Genomic DNA, 23,112 nt, shown 5'->3' on the forward strand with positions numbered 1-23,112 from the left:
CACTGGTGTGAAGCATCTATACTCGCTGTTTATGCAGTACATTTGGCGAAAGGACGCCACTTCATTATGGCTCACCCACATTTATTAGCGGAAAGAATTTCCCGTCTGAGCAATGCGCTGGAAAAGGGACTTTATGAACGTAGCCACGCCATTCGTCTGTGTCTGCTGGCTGCGCTTAGCGGCGAGAGCGTTTTCTTATTAGGTCCTCCCGGGATCGCGAAAAGCTTAATTGCCCGCAGACTGAAATTTGCCTTTCAAAATGCTCGCGCCTTCGAATATCTGATGACGCGCTTCTCTACGCCGGAAGAGGTTTTCGGCCCGCTGTCCATTCAGGCGTTAAAAGACGAAGGTCGCTATGAACGCTTAACGGCAGGCTATCTCCCTGAAGCTGAAATCGTCTTTCTCGATGAAATCTGGAAGGCGGGACCGGCGATTCTTAACACCCTCCTGACCGCCATCAACGAACGCCACTTCCGCAACGGCGCGCATGAAGAGAAAATCCCGATGCGCCTGCTGGTGGCAGCCTCCAACGAACTGCCTGAGGCAGACAGCAGCCTGGAAGCGCTGTACGACCGTATGCTGATTCGTCTGTGGCTGGATAAAGTCCAGGACAAGGCCAACTTCCGCTCGATGCTGTTAAGTCAGCAGGATGAAAGCGACAATCCGGTCCCGGTATCGTTACAGGTAACGGATGAAGAGTATTACCAGTGGCAAAAGGACATTGGCGCCATCACGCTTCCCGATCGCGTGTTTGAGCTTATTTTCATGCTGCGCCAGCAGTTGGACACGCTACCGAATGCCCCCTACGTGTCCGATCGTCGCTGGAAAAAAGCCATTCGCTTGCTCCAGGCCAGCGCCTTCTTTAGCGGACGTGATGCGGTAGTTCCCATCGACCTGATCCTGCTGAAAGATTGCCTGTGGTACGACGCACAAAGCCTGAATCTAATGCAGCAGCAGCTGGAAATATTGATGACCGGACACGCATGGCAACAGCAAGCCATGCTGACCCGTCTGGGCAGTATTGTGCAGCGCCGCATTCAGCTCCAGCAGCAGCAAAGCGATAAAACAGCATTCACCGTGATCCGTCAGGGCGGCATGTTCAGCCGTCGTCCTCATTATGATTTACCGCCGGAGGCCACGTCATCCGTCGTGACATTACTACTGCAAAAGCCCTTAAAGCTGCATGATATGGAAGTAATCCATATTGCTTTCGAACGTAGCGCGCTGGAACTGTGGTTAACCAAAGGTGGTGAGATCCGCGGAAAATTAAACGGCATCGGTTTTGCCCAGACGCTGAACATGGAAGTGGATAGCGCGCAGCACCTGGTTGTACGCGACGTCAGCTTACAAGGCTCTCGCCTGGCATTGCCCGGTACATCACAAGAGAGTATGCCCGCTGAAATAAAACAGGAGCTTGAAGCGCTCGATAACGAGTGGCATCAGCAGCACAGCGCATTTAGCGAGCAGCAAAAATGTCTGTTTATTCATAGCGACTGGTTAGGCCGCATTGAGGCCAGCCTGCAGGATGTCGGGGCACAAATCCGCCAGGCGCAACAATGCTGACCCTTGATACACTCAACATCATGCTGGCGGTCAGTGAAGAAGCGATGATCGAAGAGATGATCGTCGCCCTACTGGCTTCTCCGAAGATGGTGGTATTTTTTAACAAATTCCCTCGCCTTAAAAAAGCGATCACTGACGATATTCCCCGCTGGCGTGAATCTTTGCGTAGCCGCCTCAAAGATACCCATGTACCGCCGGAGTTAGCGGAAGAGGTTATATGCTATCAACAAAGCCAGCTCCTCTCTCATGCGCAGTTTATCGTCCAGCTACCGCAAATATTGTCGCTATTGCACCACCTCCATTCGCCATGGGCCGGACAAGCGCAGCAACTGGTCAATGACAACAGCGCGTTTACGCCTGCCCTACATACGCTTTTTCTCCAGCGCTGGCGCCTGAGCCTGGTGGTGCAAACCACAACGCTGAATCAGCAACTGCTGGAAGAAGAGCGCGAGCATTTGCTCAGTGAAGTACAGGAACGGATGACCCTTAGCGGGCAACTGGAACCCGTACTGGCAGAAAATGACAACGCCGCAGGCCGGTTGTGGGATATGAGCGCAGGTCAAATTAAGCGCGGTGATTATCAGTTGATGGTGAAATATGGCGAATTCCTGACGCAACAACCTGAACTCCAGCGTCTGGCTGAGCAGTTAGGCCGTTCCAGAGAAGCGAAATCCGTACCGCGTAAAGATGCGCCAATGGAAACCTTCCGCACCCTGGTGCGCGAACCGGCAACCGTCCCGGAGCAAGTAGATGGCATCCAGCAAAGCGACGATATCCTGCGCCTGCTGCCGCCGGAACTGGCCACGCTGGGCATTACCGAACTGGAATACGAGTTCTACCGACGACTGGTGGAAAAGCAGTTGTTGACCTATCGCCTGCACGGCGAAGCATGGCGTGAGAAAGTCACGGAACACCCCGTGGTGCATCAGGATTTTGACGAGCAACCGCGCGGACCTTTTATCGTCTGCGTTGATACTTCGGGATCGATGGGCGGCTTTAATGAGCAGTGTGCGAAAGCCTTTTGCCTGGCGCTAATGCGCGTCGCCCTTGCCGATAACCGACGCTGTTTCATCATGCTGTTTTCAACAGAAGTAGTGCGCTATGAGCTATCCGGCCCGGAGGGCATCGAACAGGCGATCCGTTTTTTAAGTCAGCGCTTTCGCGGTGGTACCGATATTGCCAGCTGTTTTCGCGCCATTACTGAGCGCATGCAGGGTCGGGAATGGTTTGATGCTGATGCGGTGGTGATCTCAGATTTTATCGCACAGCGATTGCCCGATGAGGTTGTCAGCAAAGTGGAGGAATTACAGCGGGTGCACCAGCACCGTTTTCACGCGGTGGCGATGTCAGAACATGGTAAACCCGGCATCATGCGCATTTTCGATCATATCTGGCGCTTTGATACCGGGATGCGAAGCCGCCTGCTCAGACGCTGGCGGCGTTAATTCTTACAACAGAGAGGCGACGCTTTCACGTACCTGTGCCGGCCATACGCCACACTGAACCTGACCAATGTGTGGTAATTGCAGCAACAGCATGGTCAGACGCGACTGCCCAATTCCTCCACCAATCGTCTGTGGCATTTCACCGCGCAGCAGCGCCTGGTGCCATTCCAGACTCAGACGATCTTCATCTCCGGTCAGAGACAGCTGATGTTTCAGAGCGTCAGCATCCACACGGATCCCCATAGAAGACAGCTCAAACGCATCCTCCAGTACCGGGTTCCAGACCAAAATATCACCGTTCAGACCGGCGTGACCCAGCTCGGATGCTGAACTCCAGTCATCATAATCCGGCGCACGTACATCATGGCGGTGACCGTCGCTGAGCTTGCCGCCGATCCCCACCAGGAATACCGCGCCCAGTTCTTTAGCAATCGCACGTTCACGACCTTTTGCGTCAAGACCAGGATAACGAGATAACAGTTCCTGGCTATGAACAAAGTGGATCTGCTCTGGCAGGAACGGTGCCAGACCAAACTCTTTGCTCACCGCAGCTTCGGTAGCCTTAATTCCCGCCCAGATAGCCTCTACCGTGCTTTTCAGAGTGGAGAATTGACGCTCGCCGTCGCCCATCACGCGCTCCCAGTCCCACTGGTCAACATACACGGAGTGCAGCGGGGAAAGGCGATCTTCATCAGGACGCAGGGCCTTCATATGCGTGTACAGCCCTTCGCCTGCGCTAAAGTCGTGTTGTCCTAATGTTTGACGCTTCCACTTCGCCAGTGAATGAACCACTTCGAATTGAGCGTCTGGCAATGCTTTAACCTTCACCTGCACCGCTTTTTCACAGCCCGACAAGTTATCTTGCGTGCCATCTCCTACGCGGCTGAGGATCGGAGCCTGAACTTCGATCAGACCTAAACGCTCTTCCAGCTGACGAGAAAAATGAGATTTTACGAAGCTAATTTGACGTTGTTTGGCAATGTAAGCGGTTTTCATTATGTGTACTCCTGTGTCCTGTTGCCTATGATTAAGCAACAGAATGTAGGTAATATTCAATAATCAACAAACAAAAAGCCGTCTTCGATTTTGATTCGTTAAAATTAACGTCTAAAATAGAGGGAATCATTAATCTACATAAGAAAAACCTATGGAAAATTATCAGATCGACAATCTGGACCGCGGCATTCTTGACGCCCTGATGGAAAATGCCCGAACGGCCTATGCCGAATTAGCCAAACAGTTCGGCGTTAGCCCGGGGACAATTCACGTTCGCGTAGAGAAGATGAAGCAGGCCGGGATTATTACCGGCGCGCGGATTGATGTTAGTCCCAAACAGTTGGGCTATGACGTCGGTTGCTTTATCGGCATCATCCTGAAAAGTGCGAAAGACTATCCGTCAGCGTTGGCCAGACTGGAAAGCCTCGATGAGGTGACCGAAGCGTATTACACCACCGGGCACTACAGCATCTTTATAAAGGTGATGTGCAAGTCGATCGACGCGTTACAGCAGGTACTTATCAACAAGATCCAAACAATTGACGAAATTCAGTCCACGGAGACCCTGATCGTCCTGCAAAACCCGATCATGCGTACCATCAAGCCATGATCGCTTTTTTTTAATCCCCTATTTTTCCACAGGTAGATCCCAGCTCGCTCACAGCGTACAATACGCCCTCTTTATAAAGGTGGGCGATCATGGCAGAAATCACTCTTATCAGCGGCAGCACGCTTGGCAGTGCGGAATATGTAGCAGAGCATCTGGCTGAAAAACTGGACGACGCGGGTTTTTCCAGCGAAATACTGCATGGGCCAATGCTTGAAGAGGTCCCGACTGATGGGATCTGGCTGATTATTAGCTCCACGCACGGTGCGGGAGACATTCCTGACAACCTGCAGCCTTTATATGATGCCTTATGCGAGCAAAAACCGGACCTTTCACAAGTGCACTTTGGTGCAATCGGGATCGGCAGTCGTGAATATGACACCTTTTGCGGCGCAATCGACAAGCTGGAAGCCGAACTGAAAGCCTGCGGGGCAAAACAGATCGGCGAAACGCTCAGGATCAACGTACTGGAACATGAAATTCCGGAAGATCCGGCTGAAATTTGGCTGGGATCCTGGCATCCATTGCTCAGAGATTTGTAAAGATCGTACTTTTTTATGTGGATAACTCTGGTTAAAAGCTTGGATCAACCGGTAGTTATCCCAAGAACAACCGTTGTTCAGTTTTTGAGTTGTGTATAACCCTTCATTCTGCTCCCAGCTTATACGGGCCAGGATCACCGATCATTCACAGCTAATGATCCTCAACAACCTGTTGATCTTATTAAAAGGATCGCCATTATCCACAGAAAGTTGCGATCCTAATAAGAGATCACAATAAAACAGATCTCTAAATAAAAAGATCTTCTTTTTAATACCCAGGATCCCAGGGCTTTCTCGATCGACTAAAGTTGAGTAGAATCCACGGCCCGGGCTTCAATCCACTTTCACACCGCGTTATGCGAGGCAATTACCATGTTTTATCAGGATCCTTTTGACGTCATCATCATTGGCGGGGGTCATGCAGGCACCGAGGCCGCAATGGCCGCGGCGCGAATGGGTCAACAGACTCTGCTTTTGACACACAATATCGACACTCTGGGACAGATGAGCTGCAACCCGGCGATCGGCGGTATTGGGAAGGGACACCTGGTAAAAGAAGTGGATGCGCTTGGTGGGTTGATGGCAAAAGCGATCGACCATGCAGGTATCCAGTTTAGGATACTAAACGCCAGCAAAGGGCCAGCCGTTCGTGCTACCCGAGCTCAGGCCGACCGTGTGCTCTATCGCCAGGCTGTACGCACCGCACTCGAGAATCAACCCAATCTGATGATCTTCCAACAGGCGGTTGAAGATCTGATTGTTGAAAACGATCGTGTTGTGGGTGCAGTGACCCAAATGGGACTGAAGTTCCGTGCCAAAGCGGTTGTGTTAACCGTAGGGACTTTTCTTGACGGCAAAATTCATATTGGTCTGGACAACTACAGCGGCGGCCGTGCTGGCGATCCGCCGTCTATCCCGCTGTCACGCCGTCTGCGTGAACTGCCTTTGCGCGTCAGCCGCCTGAAAACCGGTACGCCGCCGCGTATCGATGCACGCACTATTGATTTCAGCGTGCTCGGCCAACAAAACAGCGATAACCCGATGCCGGTCTTCTCATTCTTGGGCGATGCTTCTCAACATCCGCGTCAGATGCCGTGTTACATCACGCATACCAATGAGAGAACCCATGACGTGATCCGCAATAACCTCGATCGTAGCCCGATGTACGCAGGCGTGATCGAAGGTATCGGTCCGCGCTACTGCCCGTCGATCGAAGACAAAGTGATGCGCTTTGCCGATCGTAATCAGCATCAGATCTTCCTCGAGCCGGAAGGACTGACGTCTAACGAAATTTATCCGAATGGTATCTCCACCAGCTTGCCGTTCGATGTGCAGATGCAAATTGTCCGCTCCATGCAGGGAATGGAAAATGCCAGAATCGTCCGTCCTGGCTACGCGATTGAGTATGATTTCTTCGATCCGCGCGACCTGAAACCCACTCTGGAAAGCAAATTCATCCAAGGTCTGTTCTTTGCGGGCCAGATTAACGGTACTACCGGTTACGAAGAAGCTGCCGCGCAAGGGATGTTGGCGGGTCTGAACGCCGCGCGCTTGTCTGCTGAGAAAGACGGTTGGGCACCGCGTCGCGATCAGGCTTATCTTGGTGTACTGGTGGACGATCTGTGTACGCTTGGCACCAAAGAACCGTACCGTATGTTCACCTCACGCGCAGAATACCGTTTGATGCTGCGCGAAGATAACGCCGACCTGCGTCTGACCGAAATTGGTCGTGAACTGGGTCTGGTGGACGACGAGCGCTGGGCTCGTTTCAACGAGAAGCTGGAGCGTATCGAACAGGAACGTCAGCGTCTCAAATCAACCTGGGTAAATCCGTTAGCGGAATCTGCAGCAGAAGTGAATGCTCACCTGGCTACGCCTTTGTCACGTGAAGCCAGCGGTGAAGATCTCCTGCGCCGCCCGGATATGACCTATGCTCAGTTGACCTCTTTATCTGCGTTTGCACCAGCGCTCGACGATGCTCAGGCCGCGGAACAGGTTGAGATTCAGGTGAAATACGAAGGGTATATCGCCCGTCAGCAGGAAGAAATCGAAAGACAACAGCGTAATGAGAACACCCTGTTGCCTGCAACGCTGGATTATCGTCAGGTCTCAGGCTTGTCGAATGAAGTTATCGCCAAGCTGAACGATCACAAACCGGTATCAATCGGTCAGGCATCGCGTATTTCTGGCGTTACGCCTGCCGCCATTTCCATTCTGCTGGTATGGCTGAAGAAACAAGGTATGCTGCGCCGCAGCGCTTGATAACACTATTTTGGCGGCGGGCGCTTCGCCTGCCCGCCCTACCAATTTGTAGTCCCGATAAGCTATAGCTCATCGGGAAATTGATTATGAACAGGTAACGACCGTGCTCAACAAACTCTCTCGTCTGCTGGCTGATGCTGGTATTTCTCTTACCGATCACCAGAAAAATCAGCTGATTGCGTATGTCGATATGCTGCACAAATGGAACAAAGCGTACAACTTGACGTCGGTACGGGATCCTAACGAAATGCTGGTGCGCCATATTCTGGACAGTATTGTCGTCGCGCCGTATCTGAAGGGGGAGCGTTTTATCGACGTGGGTACGGGACCGGGCCTGCCGGGTATTCCTCTCTCTATCGTGCGCCCAGAAGCGCATTTCACACTGCTGGATAGTCTGGGAAAACGCGTCCGTTTCTTGCGTCAGGTGCAGCATGAGCTTGCGCTTACTAACATCACGCCTGTGCAAAGTCGCGTTGAAGAATTCCCTTCAGAGCCGCCGTTCGATGGGGTCATTAGCCGTGCGTTCGCGTCACTTACTGATATGGTGAGTTGGTGCCATCATTTGCCTGGCCTGGATGGGCGTTTTTATGCGCTAAAAGGGCAGTTGCCAGAAGACGAAATTGCTTCGTTGCCTGCAGAATTCAGCGTCGAGTCGGTCGAAAAATTACGCGTTCCGCAACTGGATGGTGAACGTCATCTGGTGGTTATTAAGCCAAACAAAATTTAATTTTTATCAAAAAAAATAGAAAAAAAACGGCTATTCAGGTGTTAAAAGTCATAGGGAATAGTGTGGTTAAATGTCGTTACAATTCACTAGCGCCTTACGGTTTTGCATCATAACTATAACGTACCGTTTTTTGTTAAAAGCGAAACAAGTCAGCTGTGAAAATATCAGTCTGCTAAAAATAGAACGTAAGAACCACCCGTTGTGTTAATTTTTTATTATAAATGTCAATGCGTGGTTTTTTTGTTGTTAGCTGTTGTTTTTGAAATAGTGGCTATTTTTACGCTTAAATATCAAAAAGATGAAAAGGCATCATTTGCCACGTAAATAAATTATGCGAAGGTGAATATGTTCAATATGTGATCTGGTGCACGCTTTGCCGCCAGTATTTACGCGGCATTTGCAGTTTTGCATGATCGTTCACAGTTTGCTTAAAAGTGATAAATGTGGGGTAGCGAAAAATATTTAAACATTTATTCACTTTTTAGCTACTTATTGTTTGAAATCACGAAGGCGCACCGTATAATTTGACCGCTTTTTGATGCTTGACTCTAAGCCATAAAGAACGTTTTATACGACACGCGGCATACCTCGAAGGGAGCAGGAGTAAAAACGTGATGTCTATGTCGCTCTTGAGTCGAAACGTTGCTCGTAAGCTTTTGCTCACACAGTTTCTGGCGGTAATAGCAAGTGGATTGCTGTTTAGCCTCAAAGACCCTTTCTGGGGCATCTCCGCATTGTGCGGTGGATTGGCAGTGTTACTGCCTAATGTGTTGTTTATGATATTTGCCTGGCGTCACCAGGCGCATACACCAGCTAAAGGCCGAGTAGCCTGGACGTTCGCCTTCGGCGAAGCCTTCAAGGTGTTAGCTATGCTGGTTTTGCTGGTGGTGGCGTTGGCTGTTTTGAAAGCGGTATTCATGCCGCTGATCGTTACGTGGGTTTTGGTGCTGGTGGTTCAGATACTGGCGCCGGCTGTAATTAACAACAAAGGGTAAAGGCATCATGGCTTCAGAAAATATGACGCCGCAGGATTACATAGGACACCATCTGAATAACCTTCAGTTGGACCTACGTACATTCTCGCTGGTGGATCCGCACAACCCCCCAGCCACCTTCTGGACGCTCAATATTGACTCCATTTTCTTCTCGGTGGTTCTGGGTCTGTTGTTCCTGCTTATGTTCCGTAGCGTAGCTAAAAAGGCGACCAGCGGCGTACCAGGTAAATTTCAGACCGCGATTGAGCTGGTAATCGGCTTTGTGCATGGTAGCGTGAAAGACATGTACCATGGCAAAAGCAAGCTGATTGCTCCGCTGGCCCTGACGATTTTCGTCTGGGTATTCCTGATGAACTTGATGGATTTACTGCCTATCGACCTGCTGCCGTACATCGGTGAGCATATCTTTGGCCTGCCGGCTCTGCGTGTGGTTCCGTCTGCTGACGTGAACATCACCCTGTCGATGGCGCTGGGCGTATTTATCCTCATTCTGTTCTACAGCATCAAAATGAAAGGCATCGGCGGCTTCGCGAAAGAGTTGACGCTGCAGCCGTTCAATCACTGGGCGTTCATCCCTGTCAACTTAATCCTTGAAGGGGTAAGCCTGCTGTCCAAACCAATTTCTCTTGGTCTGCGACTGTTCGGCAACATGTATGCCGGTGAGCTGATTTTCATTCTGATTGCTGGTCTGTTGCCGTGGTGGTCACAGTGGATCCTGAATGTGCCATGGGCCATTTTCCACATACTGATTATCACGCTGCAAGCCTTCATATTTATGGTTCTGACGATTGTCTATCTGTCGATGGCATCTGAAGAGCATTAATTTACCAACACTACTACGTTTTAACTGAAACAAACTGGAGACTGTCATGGAAAACCTGAATATGGATCTGCTGTACATTGCTGCCGCTGTGATGATGGGTCTGGCGGCAATCGGTGCTGCGATCGGTATCGGCATCCTCGGGGGTAAATTCCTGGAAGGCGCAGCGCGTCAACCGGATCTGATTCCTCTGCTGCGTACTCAGTTCTTTATCGTTATGGGTCTGGTGGATGCAATCCCAATGATCGCTGTAGGTCTGGGTCTGTACGTGATGTTTGCTGTCGCGTAGTAAGCGTTGCTTGAATTAAGAGCAATATCAGAACGTTAACTAGATAGAGGCATTGTGCTGTGAATCTTAACGCAACAATCCTCGGCCAGGCCATCGCGTTTGTCCTGTTCGTTCTGTTCTGCATGAAGTACGTATGGCCGCCTTTAATGGCTGCCATCGAAAAACGTCAAAAAGAAATTGCTGACGGCCTTGCTTCTGCAGAACGAGCACATAAGGATCTTGACCTTGCAAAGGCCAGCGCGACCGACCAGCTGAAAAAAGCGAAGGCGGAAGCTCAGGTAATCATCGAGCAGGCGAACAAACGCCGTGCTCAGATCCTGGACGAAGCTAAAACTGAAGCAGAGCAGGAACGTACTAAAATCGTGGCACAGGCGCAGGCGGAAATTGACGCCGAGCGTAAACGTGCTCGCGAAGAACTGCGTAAGCAAGTTGCTATCCTGGCTGTTGCTGGCGCCGAGAAGATCATCGAACGTTCCGTGGATGAAGCTGCTAATAGCGACATCGTGGACAAACTTGTCGCTGAACTGTAAGGAGGGAGGGGCTGATGTCTGAATTTATTACGGTAGCTCGCCCCTACGCCAAAGCAGCTTTTGACTTTGCCGTTGAGCACCAAAGCGTTGACCGTTGGCAGGATATGCTGACGTTTGCCGCTGAGGTGACGAAAAACGAACAAATGGCAGAGCTTCTCTCTGGCGCGCTGGCGCCGGAAACGCTCGCTGAGTCGTTTATCGCCGTGTGCGGTGAGCAGCTGGACGAAAGCGGCCAAAACCTGATTAGGGTAATGGCTGAAAATAACCGTCTGAATGCGCTCCCGGATGTTCTTGAGCAGTTTATTCATCTGCGTGCAGCCAGTGAGGCTATCTCTGAGGTAGAAGTCACTTCTGCCAATGCACTGAGTGATGAACAGCTTACGAAGATTAGTGCAGCGATGGAAAAACGTCTGTCACGCAAAGTTAAGCTGAATTGCAAAATCGATAAGTCTGTAATGGCTGGCGTAATCATCCGAGCGGGTGATATGGTCATTGATGGCAGCGTACGCGGCCGTCTTGAGCGCCTTGCAGACGTCTTGCAGTCTTAAGGGGACTGGAGCATGCAACTGAATTCCACCGAAATCAGCGAACTGATCAAGCAGCGCATTGCTCAGTTCAATGTTGTGAGCGAAGCTCACAACGAAGGTACTATTGTTTCTGTAAGTGACGGTGTTATCCGCATTCACGGCCTGGCCGATTGTATGCAGGGTGAGATGATTTCCCTGCCGGGTAACCGTTACGCTATCGCACTGAACCTGGAGCGCGACTCCGTAGGTGCCGTTGTGATGGGTCCATACGCTGACCTCGCCGAAGGCATGAAGGTTAAGTGTACGGGTCGTATTCTGGAAGTTCCGGTTGGCCGTGGCCTGCTGGGTCGTGTGGTGAACACTCTGGGTTCTCCAATTGACGGTAAAGGTCCGGTTGATAACGATGGCTTCTCGCCAATCGAAGTTATCGCACCAGGCGTAATCGAACGTCAGTCCGTCGACCAGCCAGTACAGACAGGTTATAAATCTGTTGATGCCATGATCCCAATCGGTCGTGGCCAGCGTGAGCTGATCATCGGTGACCGTCAGACAGGTAAAACCGCGATGGCAATCGACGCCATCATCAACCAGCGTGATTCCGGTATCAAATGTGTGTACGTGGCTATCGGCCAGAAAGCGTCCACCATTTCTAACGTGGTTCGTAAACTGGAAGAACACGGCGCACTGTCCAACACCATCGTTGTTGTGGCGACCGCGTCTGAATCTGCTGCTCTGCAATACCTGGCGCCATATGCCGGTTGCGCAATGGGCGAATACTTCCGTGACCGCGGTGAAGACGCGCTGATCGTTTACGATGACCTGTCTAAACAGGCTGTTGCTTACCGTCAGGTTTCCCTGTTGCTCCGTCGTCCACCAGGACGTGAAGCATTCCCGGGCGACGTATTTTACCTCCACTCCCGTCTGCTGGAGCGCGCATCCCGCGTAAACGCGGAATACGTTGAGAAGTTCACCAATGGTGAAGTTAAAGGTAAAACCGGCTCCCTGACCGCTCTGCCGATTATCGAAACCCAGGCGGGTGACGTTTCTGCGTTCGTTCCGACCAACGTAATTTCCATTACAGATGGTCAGATCTTCCTGGAAACCAACCTGTTCAACTCCGGTATTCGTCCGGCAGTTAACCCGGGTATCTCCGTATCTCGTGTAGGTGGCGCAGCGCAGACCAAGATCATCAAGAAACTGTCCGGTGGTATTCGTACCGCACTGGCGCAGTATCGTGAACTGGCTGCGTTTTCTCAGTTCGCTTCCGACCTGGATGAAGCTACTCGTAAGCAGCTGAGCCACGGTCAGAAAGTAACTGAACTGCTGAAGCAGAAACAGTATGCCCCAATGTCTGTAGCACAGCAGGGTGTGGTGCTGTTTGCGGCTGAACGCGGTTACCTCGAAGATGTGGAACTGGCGAAAATCGGTAGCTTCGAAGCCGCTCTGCTGGCTTACGTTGACCGTGACCACGCTCCGCTGATGCAAGAGATCAACCAGTCCGGTGGCTATAACGATGAAATCGAAGGCAAGCTGAAAGCTATCCTCGATTCCTTCAAGGCAACCCAGTCCTGGTAACGTCTGGCGGTCTGCTTTAGGGCGGACCGCAAGGCATTGAGGAGAAGCTCATGGCCGGCGCAAAAGAGATACGTAGTAAGATCGCAAGCGTCCAGAACACGCAGAAGATCACTAAAGCGATGGAGATGGTCGCCGCTTCCAAAATGCGTAAATCGCAGGATCGCATGGCGGCCAGCCGTCCTTATGCAGAGACCATGCGCAAAGTGATTGGTCACCTTGCGAATGGTAATCTGGAATATAAGCACCCTTACCTGGAAGAACGCGACGTTAAGCGCGTGGGCTACCTGGTGGTGTCGACCGACCGTGGTCTGTGCGGTGGCTTGAACATTAACCTGTTCAAAAAGCTGCTGGCGGATATGAAAGCATGGTCCGATAAAGGCGTTCAGTGCGATATCGCAATGATCGGCTCTAAGGGCGTGTCTTTCTTTAACTCCGTTGGCGGTAATGTGATTGCTCAGGTAACCGGTATGGGGGATAACCCTTCCCTGTCCGAACTGATCGGTCCGGTTAAAGTGATGCTGCAGGCCTACGATGAAGGTCGTCTGGACAGACTGTACGTTGTCAGCAACAAATTTATTAACACCATGTCTCAGACGCCAACCATCACCCAACTGCTGCCTCTGCCGGCATCAGATGATGATGAATTGAAGCGTAAATCCTGGGATTACCTGTATGAGCCAGACCCGAAAGCGCTGCTGGATACCCTGCTGCGTCGTTATGTCGAGTCTCAGGTTTATCAGGGCGTGGTAGAAAACCTGGCCAGCGAGCAGGCCGCACGTATGGTGGCGATGAAAGCCGCGACCGACAATGGCGGCAGCCTGATTAAAGAGCTGCAGTTGGTATACAACAAAGCTCGTCAGGCCAGCATTACTCAGGAACTCACCGAAATCGTCGGTGGTGCATCCGCGGTATAACCAGGTTAATTCGTAGAGGATTCAAGATGGCTACTGGAAAAATTGTCCAGGTAATCGGCGCCGTGGTTGACGTCGAATTCCCTCAGGATGCCGTACCGCGCGTGTACGATGCTCTTGAGGTTATGAATGGTAAAGAGAGCCTGGTGCTGGAAGTTCAGCAGCAGCTCGGCGGCGGTATCGTACGTACCATCGCCATGGGTTCTTCCGACGGTCTGCGTCGTGGTCTGGAAGTCAAAGATCTCGAGCACCCGATCGAAGTCCCGGTAGGTAAAGCAACTCTGGGTCGTATCATGAACGTCCTGGGTCACCCGATCGACATGAAAGGCGATATCGGTGAAGAAGAGCGTTGGGCTATCCACCGCGCGGCACCTTCCTATGAAGAGCTGTCCAGCTCTCAGGAACTGCTGGAAACCGGCATCAAAGTTATCGACCTGATGTGTCCGTTCGCTAAGGGCGGTAAAGTTGGTCTGTTCGGTGGTGCGGGTGTAGGTAAAACCGTAAACATGATGGAGCTGATCCGTAACATCGCGATCGAACACTCCGGTTACTCCGTGTTTGCGGGCGTGGGTGAACGTACTCGTGAGGGTAACGACTTCTACCACGAAATGACCGACTCCAACGTTCTGGACAAAGTATCCCTGGTATATGGCCAGATGAACGAGCCGCCGGGAAACCGTCTGCGCGTTGCTCTGACCGGTCTGACCATGGCTGAGAAGTTCCGTGACGAAGGTCGTGACGTTCTGCTGTTCGTTGATAACATCTATCGTTACACCCTGGCCGGTACAGAAGTATCCGCTCTGCTGGGTCGTATGCCATCAGCGGTAGGCTACCAGCCGACCCTGGCGGAAGAGATGGGTGTTCTTCAGGAACGTATCACCTCTACCAAAACCGGTTCTATCACCTCCGTTCAGGCGGTATACGTACCTGCGGATGACTTGACTGACCCATCCCCAGCAACCACCTTTGCTCACTTAGATGCAACCGTGGTACTGAGCCGTCAGATCGCATCTCTGGGTATCTACCCGGCAGTTGACCCGCTGGACTCCACCAGCCGTCAGCTGGATCCGCTGGTTGTTGGTCAGGAACACTACGACACCGCGCGTGGCGTACAGTCTCTGCTGCAGCGTTATCAGGAACTGAAAGACATCATCGCCATCTTGGGTATGGATGAACTGTCTGAAGAAGACAAACTGGTGGTAGCACGCGCACGTAAAATTCAGCGCTTCCTGTCCCAGCCGTTCTTCGTTGCGGAAGTATTCACCGGTTCTCCGGGTAAATACGTATCCCTTAAAGACACCATCCGTGGCTTTAAAGGCATCATGGAAGGCGAATACGACCACCTGCCAGAGCAGGCGTTCTACATGGTTGGTTCTATCGACGAAGCCGTGGAAAAAGCCAAAAAACTTTAACGCCTTAATCGGAGGGTGATATGGCAATGACTTACCACCTGGACGTCGTCAGCGCAGAGCAGCAAATGTTCTCTGGTCTGGTCGAAAAAATCCAGGTAACGGGTAGTGAAGGTGAACTGGGTATTTTCCCGGGTCACGCACCGCTGCTCACCGCCATTAAGCCTGGTATGATCCGCATCGTTAAACAGTTCGGTCATGAAGAGTTTATCTATCTGTCCGGCGGCATTCTCGAAGTGCAGCCTGGCAGCGTGACCGTTCTGGCTGATACCGCGATTCGCGGACAGGATCTCGATGAAGCGAGAGCCCTGGAAGCGAAGCGTAAGGCTGAAGAGCACATCAAGAGCTCTCATGGTGACGTGGATTACGCTCAGGCATCTGCGGAACTGGCCAAAGCGATCGCGAAACTGCGCGTTATCGAGTTGACCAAAAAAGCGATGTAACACCGGCTTGAAAAGCACAAAAGCCAGTCTGGTTGCCAGGCTGGCTTTTTTTATGGTTTTGTTTCAGTGAAAGTGGAACTAAAAAGCTGTTTTATTATTTTGTGATTTGTGTCACAAAAATATTGATCGGTTAAAAGATGAGGCGTAGACTCTTTTTTGTGTGATGTGTGTCACATAATTAACTCAGATAAAAACAGGATACCAACATGAAACTGATTAATAAAATCATCGCCCTTTTCAGCAGCATGGAAGTTTAGTCTTCCCGACCTGCTCTGTGGCGCGATGCTTCATACGGTTATCAGCCCGCGCCAGCTGTTATTAAATTCCCCTCCTCCGCTTTATCGTTTGTCCTCTTCCCTTTTAAAACTCTATTTTCCCTGTCTGTTTTTTCTGCTTCTCGCTGAATCACATTAATAAAATTGTACTTTTCTTTTGTAGCTCTTTATTCATGCAGTAAAAAAATAGCAAAAACATTAACCTAGGCTTTAATAAGAGCAGCCTCCTGGTTTTTGGGAGACAAAAGACGCCGAAATAGACGAAAATAGAGAGTTATCAGAGGGGAAATTTCCCCGATTGAACGTTTTATCTTCGGTCCATTTCACGATGAAAAAAATGTAGTATTTTCAATGTGAAACGGTATAAATTCGTTCTCAAATTACAGTCAGGACGTGTATGTTGAATAATGCTATGAGCGTCGTGATCCTTGCCGCAGGCAAAGGCACGCGTATGTATTCCGATCTCCCTAAAGTGCTGCATACCCTCGCAGGAAAGCCGATGGTTCAGCATGTCATTGATGCTGCTAATGAATTAGGTGCAACTCACGTACATCTGGTCTACGGGCACGGTGGTGATTTGCTTAAGCAGACGCTGAAAGATGGCAATCTAAACTGGATTCTGCAGGCAGAGCAGTTGGGGACCGGCCATGCAATGCAGCAGGCAGCGCCATTCTTTGGTGATGACGAAGACATTTTAATGCTTTATGGCGATGTGCCGCTGATCTCTACCGATACCTTACGTAGCCTGCGTGATGCTAAACCGCAGGGCGGCATCGGCCTGTTAACGGTAAAACTGGATGATCCATCCGGCTATGGGCGTATTACGCGTGAGAACGGTAACGTCACTGGTATCGTCGAGCATAAAGATGCAACTGACGAGCAGCGCCAAATCCAGGAAATCAACACCGGTATTCTGATTGCCAATGGCGCTGATATGAAGCGCTGGCTGTCCAAACTCACCAATAATAATGCGCAGGGTGAATACTACATCACCGATATCATTGCGATGGCGTATCAGGAAGGACGCGAAATTGCTGCGGTACATCCGGCACGTATTAGCGAAACGGAAGGGGTGAATAACCGTCTTCAGTTATCCCGTCTGGAGCGTGTTTATCAGTCTGAGCAAGCAGAGAAACTGTTGTTGGCGGGCGTGATGCTGCGCGATCCTGCACGTTTTGATCTTCGCGGTACGCTTATTCACGGGCGCGATGTTGAAATTGATACTAACGTTATCATTGAAGGTAACGTAACCGTTGGGGATCGCGTCAAGATTGGTGCTGGCTGTATCATCAAAAACAGCGTGATTGGTGAAGGTTGTGAGCTTAGCCCATACAGTGTGGTGGAAGATGCCCATCTGGAAGCCGCTTGCACCATCGGCCCATTCGCGCGTCTGCGCCCGGGTGCTGAGCTGCAGGAAGGCGCGCACGTGGGTAACTTCGTCGAAATGAAAAAAGCGCGTCTGGGTAAAGGTTCTAAAGCTGGTCATCTGACCTATCTGGGCGATGCGGAAATTGGCGATAATGTGAATATCGGCGCGGGTACGATTACCTGCAACTACGATGGTGCCAATAAGTTTAAAACCATTATTGGTGATGATGTGTTTGTGGGTTCTGATACTCAGTTGGTGGCGCCAGTCACCGTGGGTAAAGGTGCGACGATTGCCGCCGGAACCACCGTAACGCGTAATGTCGCCGATAACGAACTGGTATTAAGCCGTGTACCTCAGGTCCATAAACAGGGCTGGCAGCGTCCGGTGAAGAAGAAGTAAGTGATTTTTGCCGGATGGCGGCCTACGTGCGGTGACGTTCTGTAGGCCTCATAAGCGTAAGCGCCATCAGGCAGACAAGAGATGAGGGGATAACATAATCCTCCGCTCAACAAGCAGTACCATAAAAATAACCCCACTCTCTACAAGGCTCGGGGCGCCCGGAAAGGGCAAATACAGGTCAGCGACAACGACAGGCAAATGCCTAAATTCGGAATCAAAAAATATGTGTGGAATTGTTGGCGCTATCGCGCAGCGTGATGTAGCTGAAATCCTTCTCGAAGGTTTACGTCGTCTGGAATATCGTGGTTATGACTCTGCTGGTCTGGCCGTTGTCGATGCTGAAGGCAACATGACCCGTCTGCGTCGTCTGGGTAAAGTGCAGATGCTGACTGCTGCTGCGGAAGAACATCCGCTGCATGGTGGTACAGGTATCGCTCATACCCGTTGGGCGACACACGGTGAACCTTCAGAAGTGAACGCGCATCCCCATGTTTCTGAACACATTGTTGTTGTGCATAACGGCATCATTGAAAACCATGAACCTCTGCGTGAACTACTGAAAACCCGTGGTTACACCTTTGTTTCTGAAACCGACACCGAAGTGATTGCTCACCTGGTGCATTGGGAACTGGAACAGGGTGGTACGCTGCGTGAAGCCGTACTGCGTACTATTCCACAGTTGCGCGGTGCCTATGGCACGGTGATCATGGATACCCGTAACCCGGAAACTCTGCTGGCGGCCCGTTCAGGTAGCCCGCTGGTGATTGGTCTGGGGATGGGGGAAAACTTTATCGCTTCCGATCAGCTGGCGTTGCTGCCGGTAACCCGTCGCTTTATCTTCCTGGAAGAAGGTGACATCGCAGAAGTGACCCGTCGTTCTGTCTCTATTTTCGACAAGTCTGGCGCACAAGTGAAGCGTCAGGATATCGAATCGAATCTGCAGTATGACGCGGGCGAAAAAGGTATTTATCGCCACTACATGCAGAAAGAGATCTACGAACAGCCGAATGCAATTAAAAATACGCTGACCGGTCGCATTAGTCACGGTGAAGTGGATTTAAGCGAGCTGGGTTCACGTGCCAACGAGTTGCTGTCTCAGGTTGAGCATATCCAGATTATCGCCTGCGGTACGTCCTACAACTCCGGTATGGTGTCCCGCTACTGGTTTGAATCGCTGGCTGGTATTCCTTGTGATGTCGAAATCGCTTCCGAGTTCCGCTATCGCAAATCCGCCGTGCGTCGTAACAGCCTGATGATTACCCTTTCCCAGTCCGGTGAAACGGCGGATACCCTGGCAGGTCTGCGCTTATCTAAAGAGCTGGGCTATCTGGGCTCGCTGGCTATTTGTAACGTACCGGGATCTTCTCTGGTGCGCGAATCCGACCTGGCGATGATGACCAATGCCGGTACCGAAATCGGTGTGGCCTCGACGAAAGCATTTACCACCCAACTGACCGTTCTGCTGATGCTGGTGGCGAAACTGTCTCGTCTGAAAGGTCTGGATGCGTCTATCGAGCAGGAGATCGTTCATGGTCTGCAGGCACTTCCTAGCCGTATTGAGCAGATGCTGTCTCAGGACAAACGCATTGCCGCTCTGGCGGAAGGTTTCTCAGACAAACACCATGCGCTGTTCCTGGGCCGTGGCGATCAGTACCCGATTGCGCTGGAAGGCGCGCTGAAGCTGAAAGAGATCTCTTATATTCACGCTGAAGCTTATGCTGCAGGCGAACTGAAACACGGTCCGCTGGCGCTGATTGATGCCGATATGCCGGTTATCGTAGTTGCGCCGAACAACGAACTGTTGGAAAAACTGAAATCCAACATTGAAGAAGTTCGCGCTCGTGGCGGTCAGTTGTACGTCTTTGCGGACCAGGATGCTGGCTTTATCAGCAGCGAAAACATGCACATCATTGAGATGCCGCATGTGGAAGAGGTGATTGCACCGATCTTCTACACCGTTCCGCTGCAGTTGCTGGCGTATCACGTGGCGCTGATTAAAGGCACCGACGTGGACCAGCCGCGTAACCTGGCAAAGTCGGTTACCGTAGAGTAATCCGCACTTAACTGAACTGAAAATGCCCTGCTGCAAGCGGGGCATTTTTTTAGCTTGTTCTGTTTTTAATCAATTACCCCGCCTGTTTTATGTGACAAACCGTCATCTTCAACTACTGTTTTCAGTGTCATAAAAAGAAAATTTCAGCGAAATGTTATTGTCATGATGGTGATTAACATTCTGTTTTAAATGTATTTTTAGATAAAAAACTTCCCAAGTTTTTCATTGTCATAAAACTGTCATATTTCGTACATTTAACTGTCACCTGTTTGTCCTATTTTGCTCACAGTAGCAACTCAAACAACGATTTACGAAAACCGTGCAGGAGACATTATGAAAGTTATGCGTACCACTGTCGCAACTGTTGTCGCCGCGACCTTATCCATGAGCGCGTTTTCTGCGTTTGCAGCAGCGAGCCTGACAGGTGCAGGTGCAACCTTCCCTGCGCCAGTGTATGCCAAATGGGCAGATACCTATCAGAAAGAGACCGGTAGCAAAGTAAACTACCAGGGTATCGGCTCCTCCGGTGGTGTAAAACAAATTACGGCCAATACCGTTGATTTCGGCGCCTCAGACGCACCGTTGTCTGACGAGAAACTGGCGCAAGAAGGCCTGTTCCAGTTCCCGACTGTTATCGGTGGTGTGGTGCTGGCGGTGAACATCCCTGGCCTGAAATCCGGCGAACTGGTGCTGGACGGTAAAACGCTGGGCGACATCTACCTCGGTAAAATTAAGAAGTGGGATGATGAAGCCATCACCAAACTGAACCCGGGTCTGAAGCTGCCTTCTCAGAATATCGCCGTTGTGCGTCGTGCTGACGGTTCCGGTACTTCCTTCGTTTTCACCAGCTACCTGGCGAAAGTGAACGAAGAGTGGAAATCTAAAATTGGTTCCGGCTCTACCGTTAACTGGCCGACCGGTCTGGGCGGTAAAGGTAACGACGGTATCGCTGCGTTCGTACAGCGTCTGCCGGGTTCTATCGGCTACGTTGAGTACGCTTACGCTAAGCAGAACAACCTGGCGTACACCAAGCTGGTCTCTGCTGATGGCAAACCGGTAAGTCCGACCGAAGAAAACTTTGCCAACGCTGCAAAAGGCGCTGACTGGAGCAAAACCTTCGCTCAGGATCTGACTAACCAGAAAGGTGACGATGCGTGGCCGATCACTTCCACCACCTTCATCCTGGTGCATAAAGAGCAGAAGAAACCTGAGCAGGGCGCTGAAGTGCTGAAGTTCTTCGATTGGGCGTACAAAAATGGCGGCAAACAGGCTAATGACCTGGATTACGCCAGCCTGCCGGACAGCGTGGTTGAGCAGATTCGTGCTGCATGGAAGACCAACGTAAAAGACAGCAGCGGTAAAGCGCTGTACTAATAGAATATCTTTAACGAGTTGGCGGATGGCGCTACGCTTATCCGCCCTACAGTTTTGACTGTAGGCCCGATGTGTAGGCCGGATAAGCGTAGCGCCATCCGGCAGGGCAACTTCGTAAACGCGTTTAACTTAAAGAGTGATTTATGGCTGCAACCAAGCCTGCTTTGAACCCACCGGGTAAAAAAGGTGACATGATATTCAGCGCGCTGGTAAAACTGGCTGCGCTGATTGTGCTATTGATGTTGGGTGGCATTATTGTCTCTCTGGTTATCTCCTCCTGGCCAAGCATTCAGAAATTTGGCTTCTCCTTTCTGTGGACTAAAGAATGGGATGCGCCAAACGATATCTACGGTGCATTAGTACCGATTTACGGTACGCTGGTCACCTCGCTTATCGCACTGCTGATCGCCGTTCCGGTGAGTTTTGGCATTGCCTTATTCCTGACTGAACTTGCCCCTGGCTGGCTGCGTCGCCCGCTGGGTATCGCTATTGAATTGCTGGCGGCAATTCCGAGTATCGTGTACGGCATGTGGGGCCTGTTTATCTTTGCCCCGCTGTTTGCGACTTACTTCCAGGAGCCGGTCGGGAACATCCTTTCCAACATTCCGTTTGTTGGCGCGCTGTTTGCGGGTCCGGCATTTGGTATTGGTATTCTGGCCGCTGGCGTGATCCTCGCCATCATGATCATCCCGTACATTGCGGCGGTTATGCGCGATGTGTTCGAACAAACGCCGGTGCTGATGAAAGAGTCAGCCTACGGCATCGGTTGTACTACCTGGGAAGTTATCTGGCGCATCGTCCTGCCGTTCACCAAAAACGGTGTGATCGGCGGCGTAATGCTCGGTCTGGGCCGCGCGCTGGGTGAAACCATGGCGGTGACGTTTATCATCGGTAACACCTACCAGCTCGATAGTGCCTCGCTGTACATGCCGGGCAACAGTATTACTTCTGCGCTGGCGAATGAATTTGCCGAAGCGGAATCAGGACTGCACGTTGCCGCGTTGATGGAACTGGGCCTGATTCTGTTTGTGATTACCTTCATCGTGCTGGCGGCGTCTAAGTTCATGATCATGCGCCTTGCGAAGAACGAGGGGGCACGCTAATGGCTACGCTTGAAATGCAAAACACTGCTGCGCTTGCGGAATCCCGCCGTAAAATGCAGGCGCGTCGTCGTCTGAAGAACCGCATCGCGCTGACGCTCTCTATGGCGACCATGGCATTCGGTCTGTTCTGGCTTATCTGGATCCTGATGTCCACGATCACCCGCGGTATTGACGGTATGTCACTGGCGCTGTTCACCGAAATGACACCTCCGCCGAATACGGCTGGTGGTGGTCTGGCGAATGCCCTGGCCGGTAGCGGACTGTTAATTCTGTGGGCGACCGTGTTTGGTACACCGCTTGGTATTATGGCGGGCATCTACCTGGCAGAGTACGGACGTAAGTCCTGGCTGGCTGAGGTGATCCGCTTTATCAACGACATCCTGCTTTCTGCGCCATCAATCGTGGTCGGTCTGTTCGTTTACACCATCGTGGTAGCAAAAATGGAGCACTTCTCCGGCTGGGCGGGCGTTATCGCGCTGGCGCTGCTGCAGGTGCCCATTGTTATTCGTACCACGGAGAACATGCTCAAACTGGTACCGGATAGCCTGCGTGAAGCCGCCTATGCGCTGGGTACGCCGAAATGGAAGATGATTTCTGCAATCACCCTGAAGGCGTCTGTCTCAGGCATCATTACAGGCGTTTTACTGGCTATTGCACGTATCGCAGGTGAAACGGCTCCGCTGCTGTTTACGTCGCTCTCCAATCAGTTCTGGAGCACCGACATGATGCAGCCTATCGCCAACCTGCCGGTCACTATCTTTAAGTTTGCAATGAGCCCGTTTGCTGAGTGGCAGCAACTGGCCTGGGCCGGGGTACTGATTATTACCCTGTGCGTACTGCTGCTGAACATTCTGGCGCGCGTCATTTTCGCGAAGAAGAAACACGGTTAAGACGAAGT

At 51.4% G+C, this 23,112-nt stretch carries 21 protein-coding genes; 20 read left to right on the top strand and 1 reads right to left on the bottom strand.

Translation table 11 applies throughout. The features are described 5' to 3' along the window. The first annotated feature begins 66 nt into the window (after positions 1-66). Both ravA and viaA read left to right on the top strand, forming a co-directional pair. Complete coding sequence (gene ravA, locus GPJ68_RS24760) at positions 67-1,563, top strand: ATPase RavA (RefSeq protein WP_104651924.1); 1,497 nt, start codon at positions 67-69, stop codon at positions 1,561-1,563. Continuing rightward, complete coding sequence (gene viaA, locus GPJ68_RS24765) at positions 1,557-3,008, top strand: ATPase RavA stimulator ViaA (protein WP_104651923.1); 1,452 nt, start codon at positions 1,557-1,559, stop codon at positions 3,006-3,008. The genes ravA and viaA overlap by 7 nt, the downstream gene beginning before the upstream one ends. Before the next feature lie 3 nt (positions 3,009-3,011). On the opposite strand, the gene asnA is transcribed toward viaA, so the two are convergent. Beyond that, complete coding sequence (asnA, locus tag GPJ68_RS24770; RefSeq protein WP_016155087.1) at positions 3,012-4,004, bottom strand: aspartate--ammonia ligase; 993 nt, start codon at positions 4,002-4,004, stop codon at positions 3,012-3,014. A gap of 151 nt (positions 4,005-4,155) precedes the next feature. Between asnA and asnC the strand changes: the two genes are divergently transcribed. The 18 genes from asnC to pstA all read left to right on the top strand — a co-directional run bounded on the left by asnC (position 4,156) and on the right by pstA (position 23,104). Next, positions 4,156-4,614, top strand: a complete 459-nt coding sequence (gene asnC / locus GPJ68_RS24775; RefSeq protein WP_003023780.1) for a transcriptional regulator AsnC — start codon at positions 4,156-4,158, stop codon at positions 4,612-4,614. Positions 4,615-4,703: 89 nt separating this feature from the next. After that, the gene (gene mioC, locus GPJ68_RS24780; protein WP_016155086.1) at positions 4,704-5,153 is read left to right on the top strand and encodes an FMN-binding protein MioC; all 450 of its coding nucleotides are present in this window, start codon (positions 4,704-4,706) and stop codon (positions 5,151-5,153) included. A 372-nt stretch (positions 5,154-5,525) separates the two neighbouring features. Further along, positions 5,526-7,415 (top strand): tRNA uridine-5-carboxymethylaminomethyl(34) synthesis enzyme MnmG, encoded by a 1,890-nt coding sequence (gene mnmG, locus GPJ68_RS24785; RefSeq protein WP_016155085.1) that lies wholly within the window; start codon positions 5,526-5,528, stop codon positions 7,413-7,415. 103 nt (positions 7,416-7,518) lie between these two features. Beyond that, positions 7,519-8,142, top strand: a complete 624-nt coding sequence (gene rsmG / locus GPJ68_RS24790) for a 16S rRNA (guanine(527)-N(7))-methyltransferase RsmG (RefSeq protein WP_016155084.1) — start codon at positions 7,519-7,521, stop codon at positions 8,140-8,142. Positions 8,143-8,756: 614 nt separating this feature from the next. Further along, positions 8,757-9,137: a F0F1 ATP synthase subunit I gene (gene atpI, locus GPJ68_RS24795; protein WP_003023790.1), complete on the top strand. Its 381-nt coding sequence runs from the start codon at positions 8,757-8,759 to the stop codon at positions 9,135-9,137. A 7-nt stretch (positions 9,138-9,144) separates the two neighbouring features. After that, positions 9,145-9,960: a F0F1 ATP synthase subunit A gene (gene atpB, locus GPJ68_RS24800; protein WP_003023792.1), complete on the top strand. Its 816-nt coding sequence runs from the start codon at positions 9,145-9,147 to the stop codon at positions 9,958-9,960. Positions 9,961-10,006: 46 nt separating this feature from the next. After that, positions 10,007-10,246 (top strand): F0F1 ATP synthase subunit C, encoded by a 240-nt coding sequence (atpE, locus tag GPJ68_RS24805; RefSeq protein ID WP_003023794.1) that lies wholly within the window; start codon positions 10,007-10,009, stop codon positions 10,244-10,246. 59 nt (positions 10,247-10,305) lie between these two features. After that, positions 10,306-10,776: a F0F1 ATP synthase subunit B gene (gene atpF / locus GPJ68_RS24810; protein WP_003827022.1), complete on the top strand. Its 471-nt coding sequence runs from the start codon at positions 10,306-10,308 to the stop codon at positions 10,774-10,776. A gap of 14 nt (positions 10,777-10,790) precedes the next feature. After that, complete coding sequence (gene atpH / locus GPJ68_RS24815) at positions 10,791-11,324, top strand: F0F1 ATP synthase subunit delta (protein ID WP_006687767.1); 534 nt, start codon at positions 10,791-10,793, stop codon at positions 11,322-11,324. Positions 11,325-11,336: 12 nt separating this feature from the next. Next, positions 11,337-12,878, top strand: a complete 1,542-nt coding sequence (gene atpA, locus GPJ68_RS24820; protein ID WP_003023802.1) for a F0F1 ATP synthase subunit alpha — start codon at positions 11,337-11,339, stop codon at positions 12,876-12,878. Positions 12,879-12,928: 50 nt separating this feature from the next. Beyond that, on the top strand, positions 12,929-13,792 hold the full coding sequence (atpG, locus tag GPJ68_RS24825) for a F0F1 ATP synthase subunit gamma (protein ID WP_016155083.1): 864 nt from the start codon (positions 12,929-12,931) through the stop codon (positions 13,790-13,792). 26 nt (positions 13,793-13,818) lie between these two features. Beyond that, positions 13,819-15,201 carry a F0F1 ATP synthase subunit beta gene (atpD, locus tag GPJ68_RS24830; RefSeq protein ID WP_003023806.1) on the top strand — a complete coding sequence of 461 codons (1,383 nt, stop codon included), beginning with the start codon at positions 13,819-13,821 and terminating at the stop codon, positions 15,199-15,201. A 20-nt stretch (positions 15,202-15,221) separates the two neighbouring features. Next, complete coding sequence (locus GPJ68_RS24835; protein WP_003023809.1) at positions 15,222-15,641, top strand: F0F1 ATP synthase subunit epsilon; 420 nt, start codon at positions 15,222-15,224, stop codon at positions 15,639-15,641. Between the two features lie 672 nt (positions 15,642-16,313). Beyond that, a complete protein-coding gene (gene glmU / locus GPJ68_RS24840; RefSeq protein WP_019077996.1) occupies positions 16,314-17,684 on the top strand; it encodes a bifunctional UDP-N-acetylglucosamine diphosphorylase/glucosamine-1-phosphate N-acetyltransferase GlmU in 1,371 nt (456 codons plus the stop codon). A 223-nt stretch (positions 17,685-17,907) separates the two neighbouring features. Then, positions 17,908-19,737, top strand: coding sequence for a glutamine--fructose-6-phosphate transaminase (isomerizing) (gene glmS, locus GPJ68_RS24845; RefSeq protein ID WP_104651922.1), 1,830 nt, complete (start codon positions 17,908-17,910; stop codon positions 19,735-19,737). A 333-nt stretch (positions 19,738-20,070) separates the two neighbouring features. Further along, positions 20,071-21,111: a phosphate ABC transporter substrate-binding protein PstS gene (pstS, locus tag GPJ68_RS24850; RefSeq protein ID WP_016155079.1), complete on the top strand. Its 1,041-nt coding sequence runs from the start codon at positions 20,071-20,073 to the stop codon at positions 21,109-21,111. A gap of 143 nt (positions 21,112-21,254) precedes the next feature. Next, complete coding sequence (gene pstC / locus GPJ68_RS24855) at positions 21,255-22,214, top strand: phosphate ABC transporter permease PstC (RefSeq protein WP_016155078.1); 960 nt, start codon at positions 21,255-21,257, stop codon at positions 22,212-22,214. Further along, positions 22,214-23,104 carry a phosphate ABC transporter permease PstA gene (gene pstA, locus GPJ68_RS24860; RefSeq protein ID WP_016155077.1) on the top strand — a complete coding sequence of 297 codons (891 nt, stop codon included), beginning with the start codon at positions 22,214-22,216 and terminating at the stop codon, positions 23,102-23,104. Before pstC ends, pstA begins: the two co-directional genes overlap by 1 nt. The last annotated feature ends 8 nt before the right edge of the window (positions 23,105-23,112 follow it).

Origin of the sequence: Citrobacter sp. 172116965 (assembly GCF_013458095.1) — a bacterium.
In the GTDB taxonomy this organism is placed as follows: Bacteria; Pseudomonadota; Gammaproteobacteria; order Enterobacterales; family Enterobacteriaceae; genus Citrobacter; species Citrobacter braakii.

Coding starts and splice junctions, on each gene's coding strand:
- ravA (WP_104651924.1), top strand. CDS start 67: ATGGCTCACCCACATTTATTAGCGGAAAGAATTTCCCGTCTGAGCAAT.
- viaA (WP_104651923.1), top strand. CDS start 1,557: ATGCTGACCCTTGATACACTCAACATCATGCTGGCGGTCAGTGAAGAA.
- asnA (WP_016155087.1), bottom strand. CDS start 4,004: ATGAAAACCGCTTACATTGCCAAACAACGTCAAATTAGCTTCGTAAAA.
- asnC (WP_003023780.1), top strand. CDS start 4,156: ATGGAAAATTATCAGATCGACAATCTGGACCGCGGCATTCTTGACGCC.
- mioC (WP_016155086.1), top strand. CDS start 4,704: ATGGCAGAAATCACTCTTATCAGCGGCAGCACGCTTGGCAGTGCGGAA.
- mnmG (WP_016155085.1), top strand. CDS start 5,526: ATGTTTTATCAGGATCCTTTTGACGTCATCATCATTGGCGGGGGTCAT.
- atpI (WP_003023790.1), top strand. CDS start 8,757: ATGTCTATGTCGCTCTTGAGTCGAAACGTTGCTCGTAAGCTTTTGCTC.
- atpB (WP_003023792.1), top strand. CDS start 9,145: ATGGCTTCAGAAAATATGACGCCGCAGGATTACATAGGACACCATCTG.
- atpE (WP_003023794.1), top strand. CDS start 10,007: ATGGAAAACCTGAATATGGATCTGCTGTACATTGCTGCCGCTGTGATG.
- atpH (WP_006687767.1), top strand. CDS start 10,791: ATGTCTGAATTTATTACGGTAGCTCGCCCCTACGCCAAAGCAGCTTTT.
- atpA (WP_003023802.1), top strand. CDS start 11,337: ATGCAACTGAATTCCACCGAAATCAGCGAACTGATCAAGCAGCGCATT.
- atpG (WP_016155083.1), top strand. CDS start 12,929: ATGGCCGGCGCAAAAGAGATACGTAGTAAGATCGCAAGCGTCCAGAAC.
- atpD (WP_003023806.1), top strand. CDS start 13,819: ATGGCTACTGGAAAAATTGTCCAGGTAATCGGCGCCGTGGTTGACGTC.
- GPJ68_RS24835 (WP_003023809.1), top strand. CDS start 15,222: ATGGCAATGACTTACCACCTGGACGTCGTCAGCGCAGAGCAGCAAATG.
- glmU (WP_019077996.1), top strand. CDS start 16,314: ATGTTGAATAATGCTATGAGCGTCGTGATCCTTGCCGCAGGCAAAGGC.
- glmS (WP_104651922.1), top strand. CDS start 17,908: ATGTGTGGAATTGTTGGCGCTATCGCGCAGCGTGATGTAGCTGAAATC.
- pstS (WP_016155079.1), top strand. CDS start 20,071: ATGAAAGTTATGCGTACCACTGTCGCAACTGTTGTCGCCGCGACCTTA.
- pstC (WP_016155078.1), top strand. CDS start 21,255: ATGGCTGCAACCAAGCCTGCTTTGAACCCACCGGGTAAAAAAGGTGAC.
- pstA (WP_016155077.1), top strand. CDS start 22,214: ATGGCTACGCTTGAAATGCAAAACACTGCTGCGCTTGCGGAATCCCGC.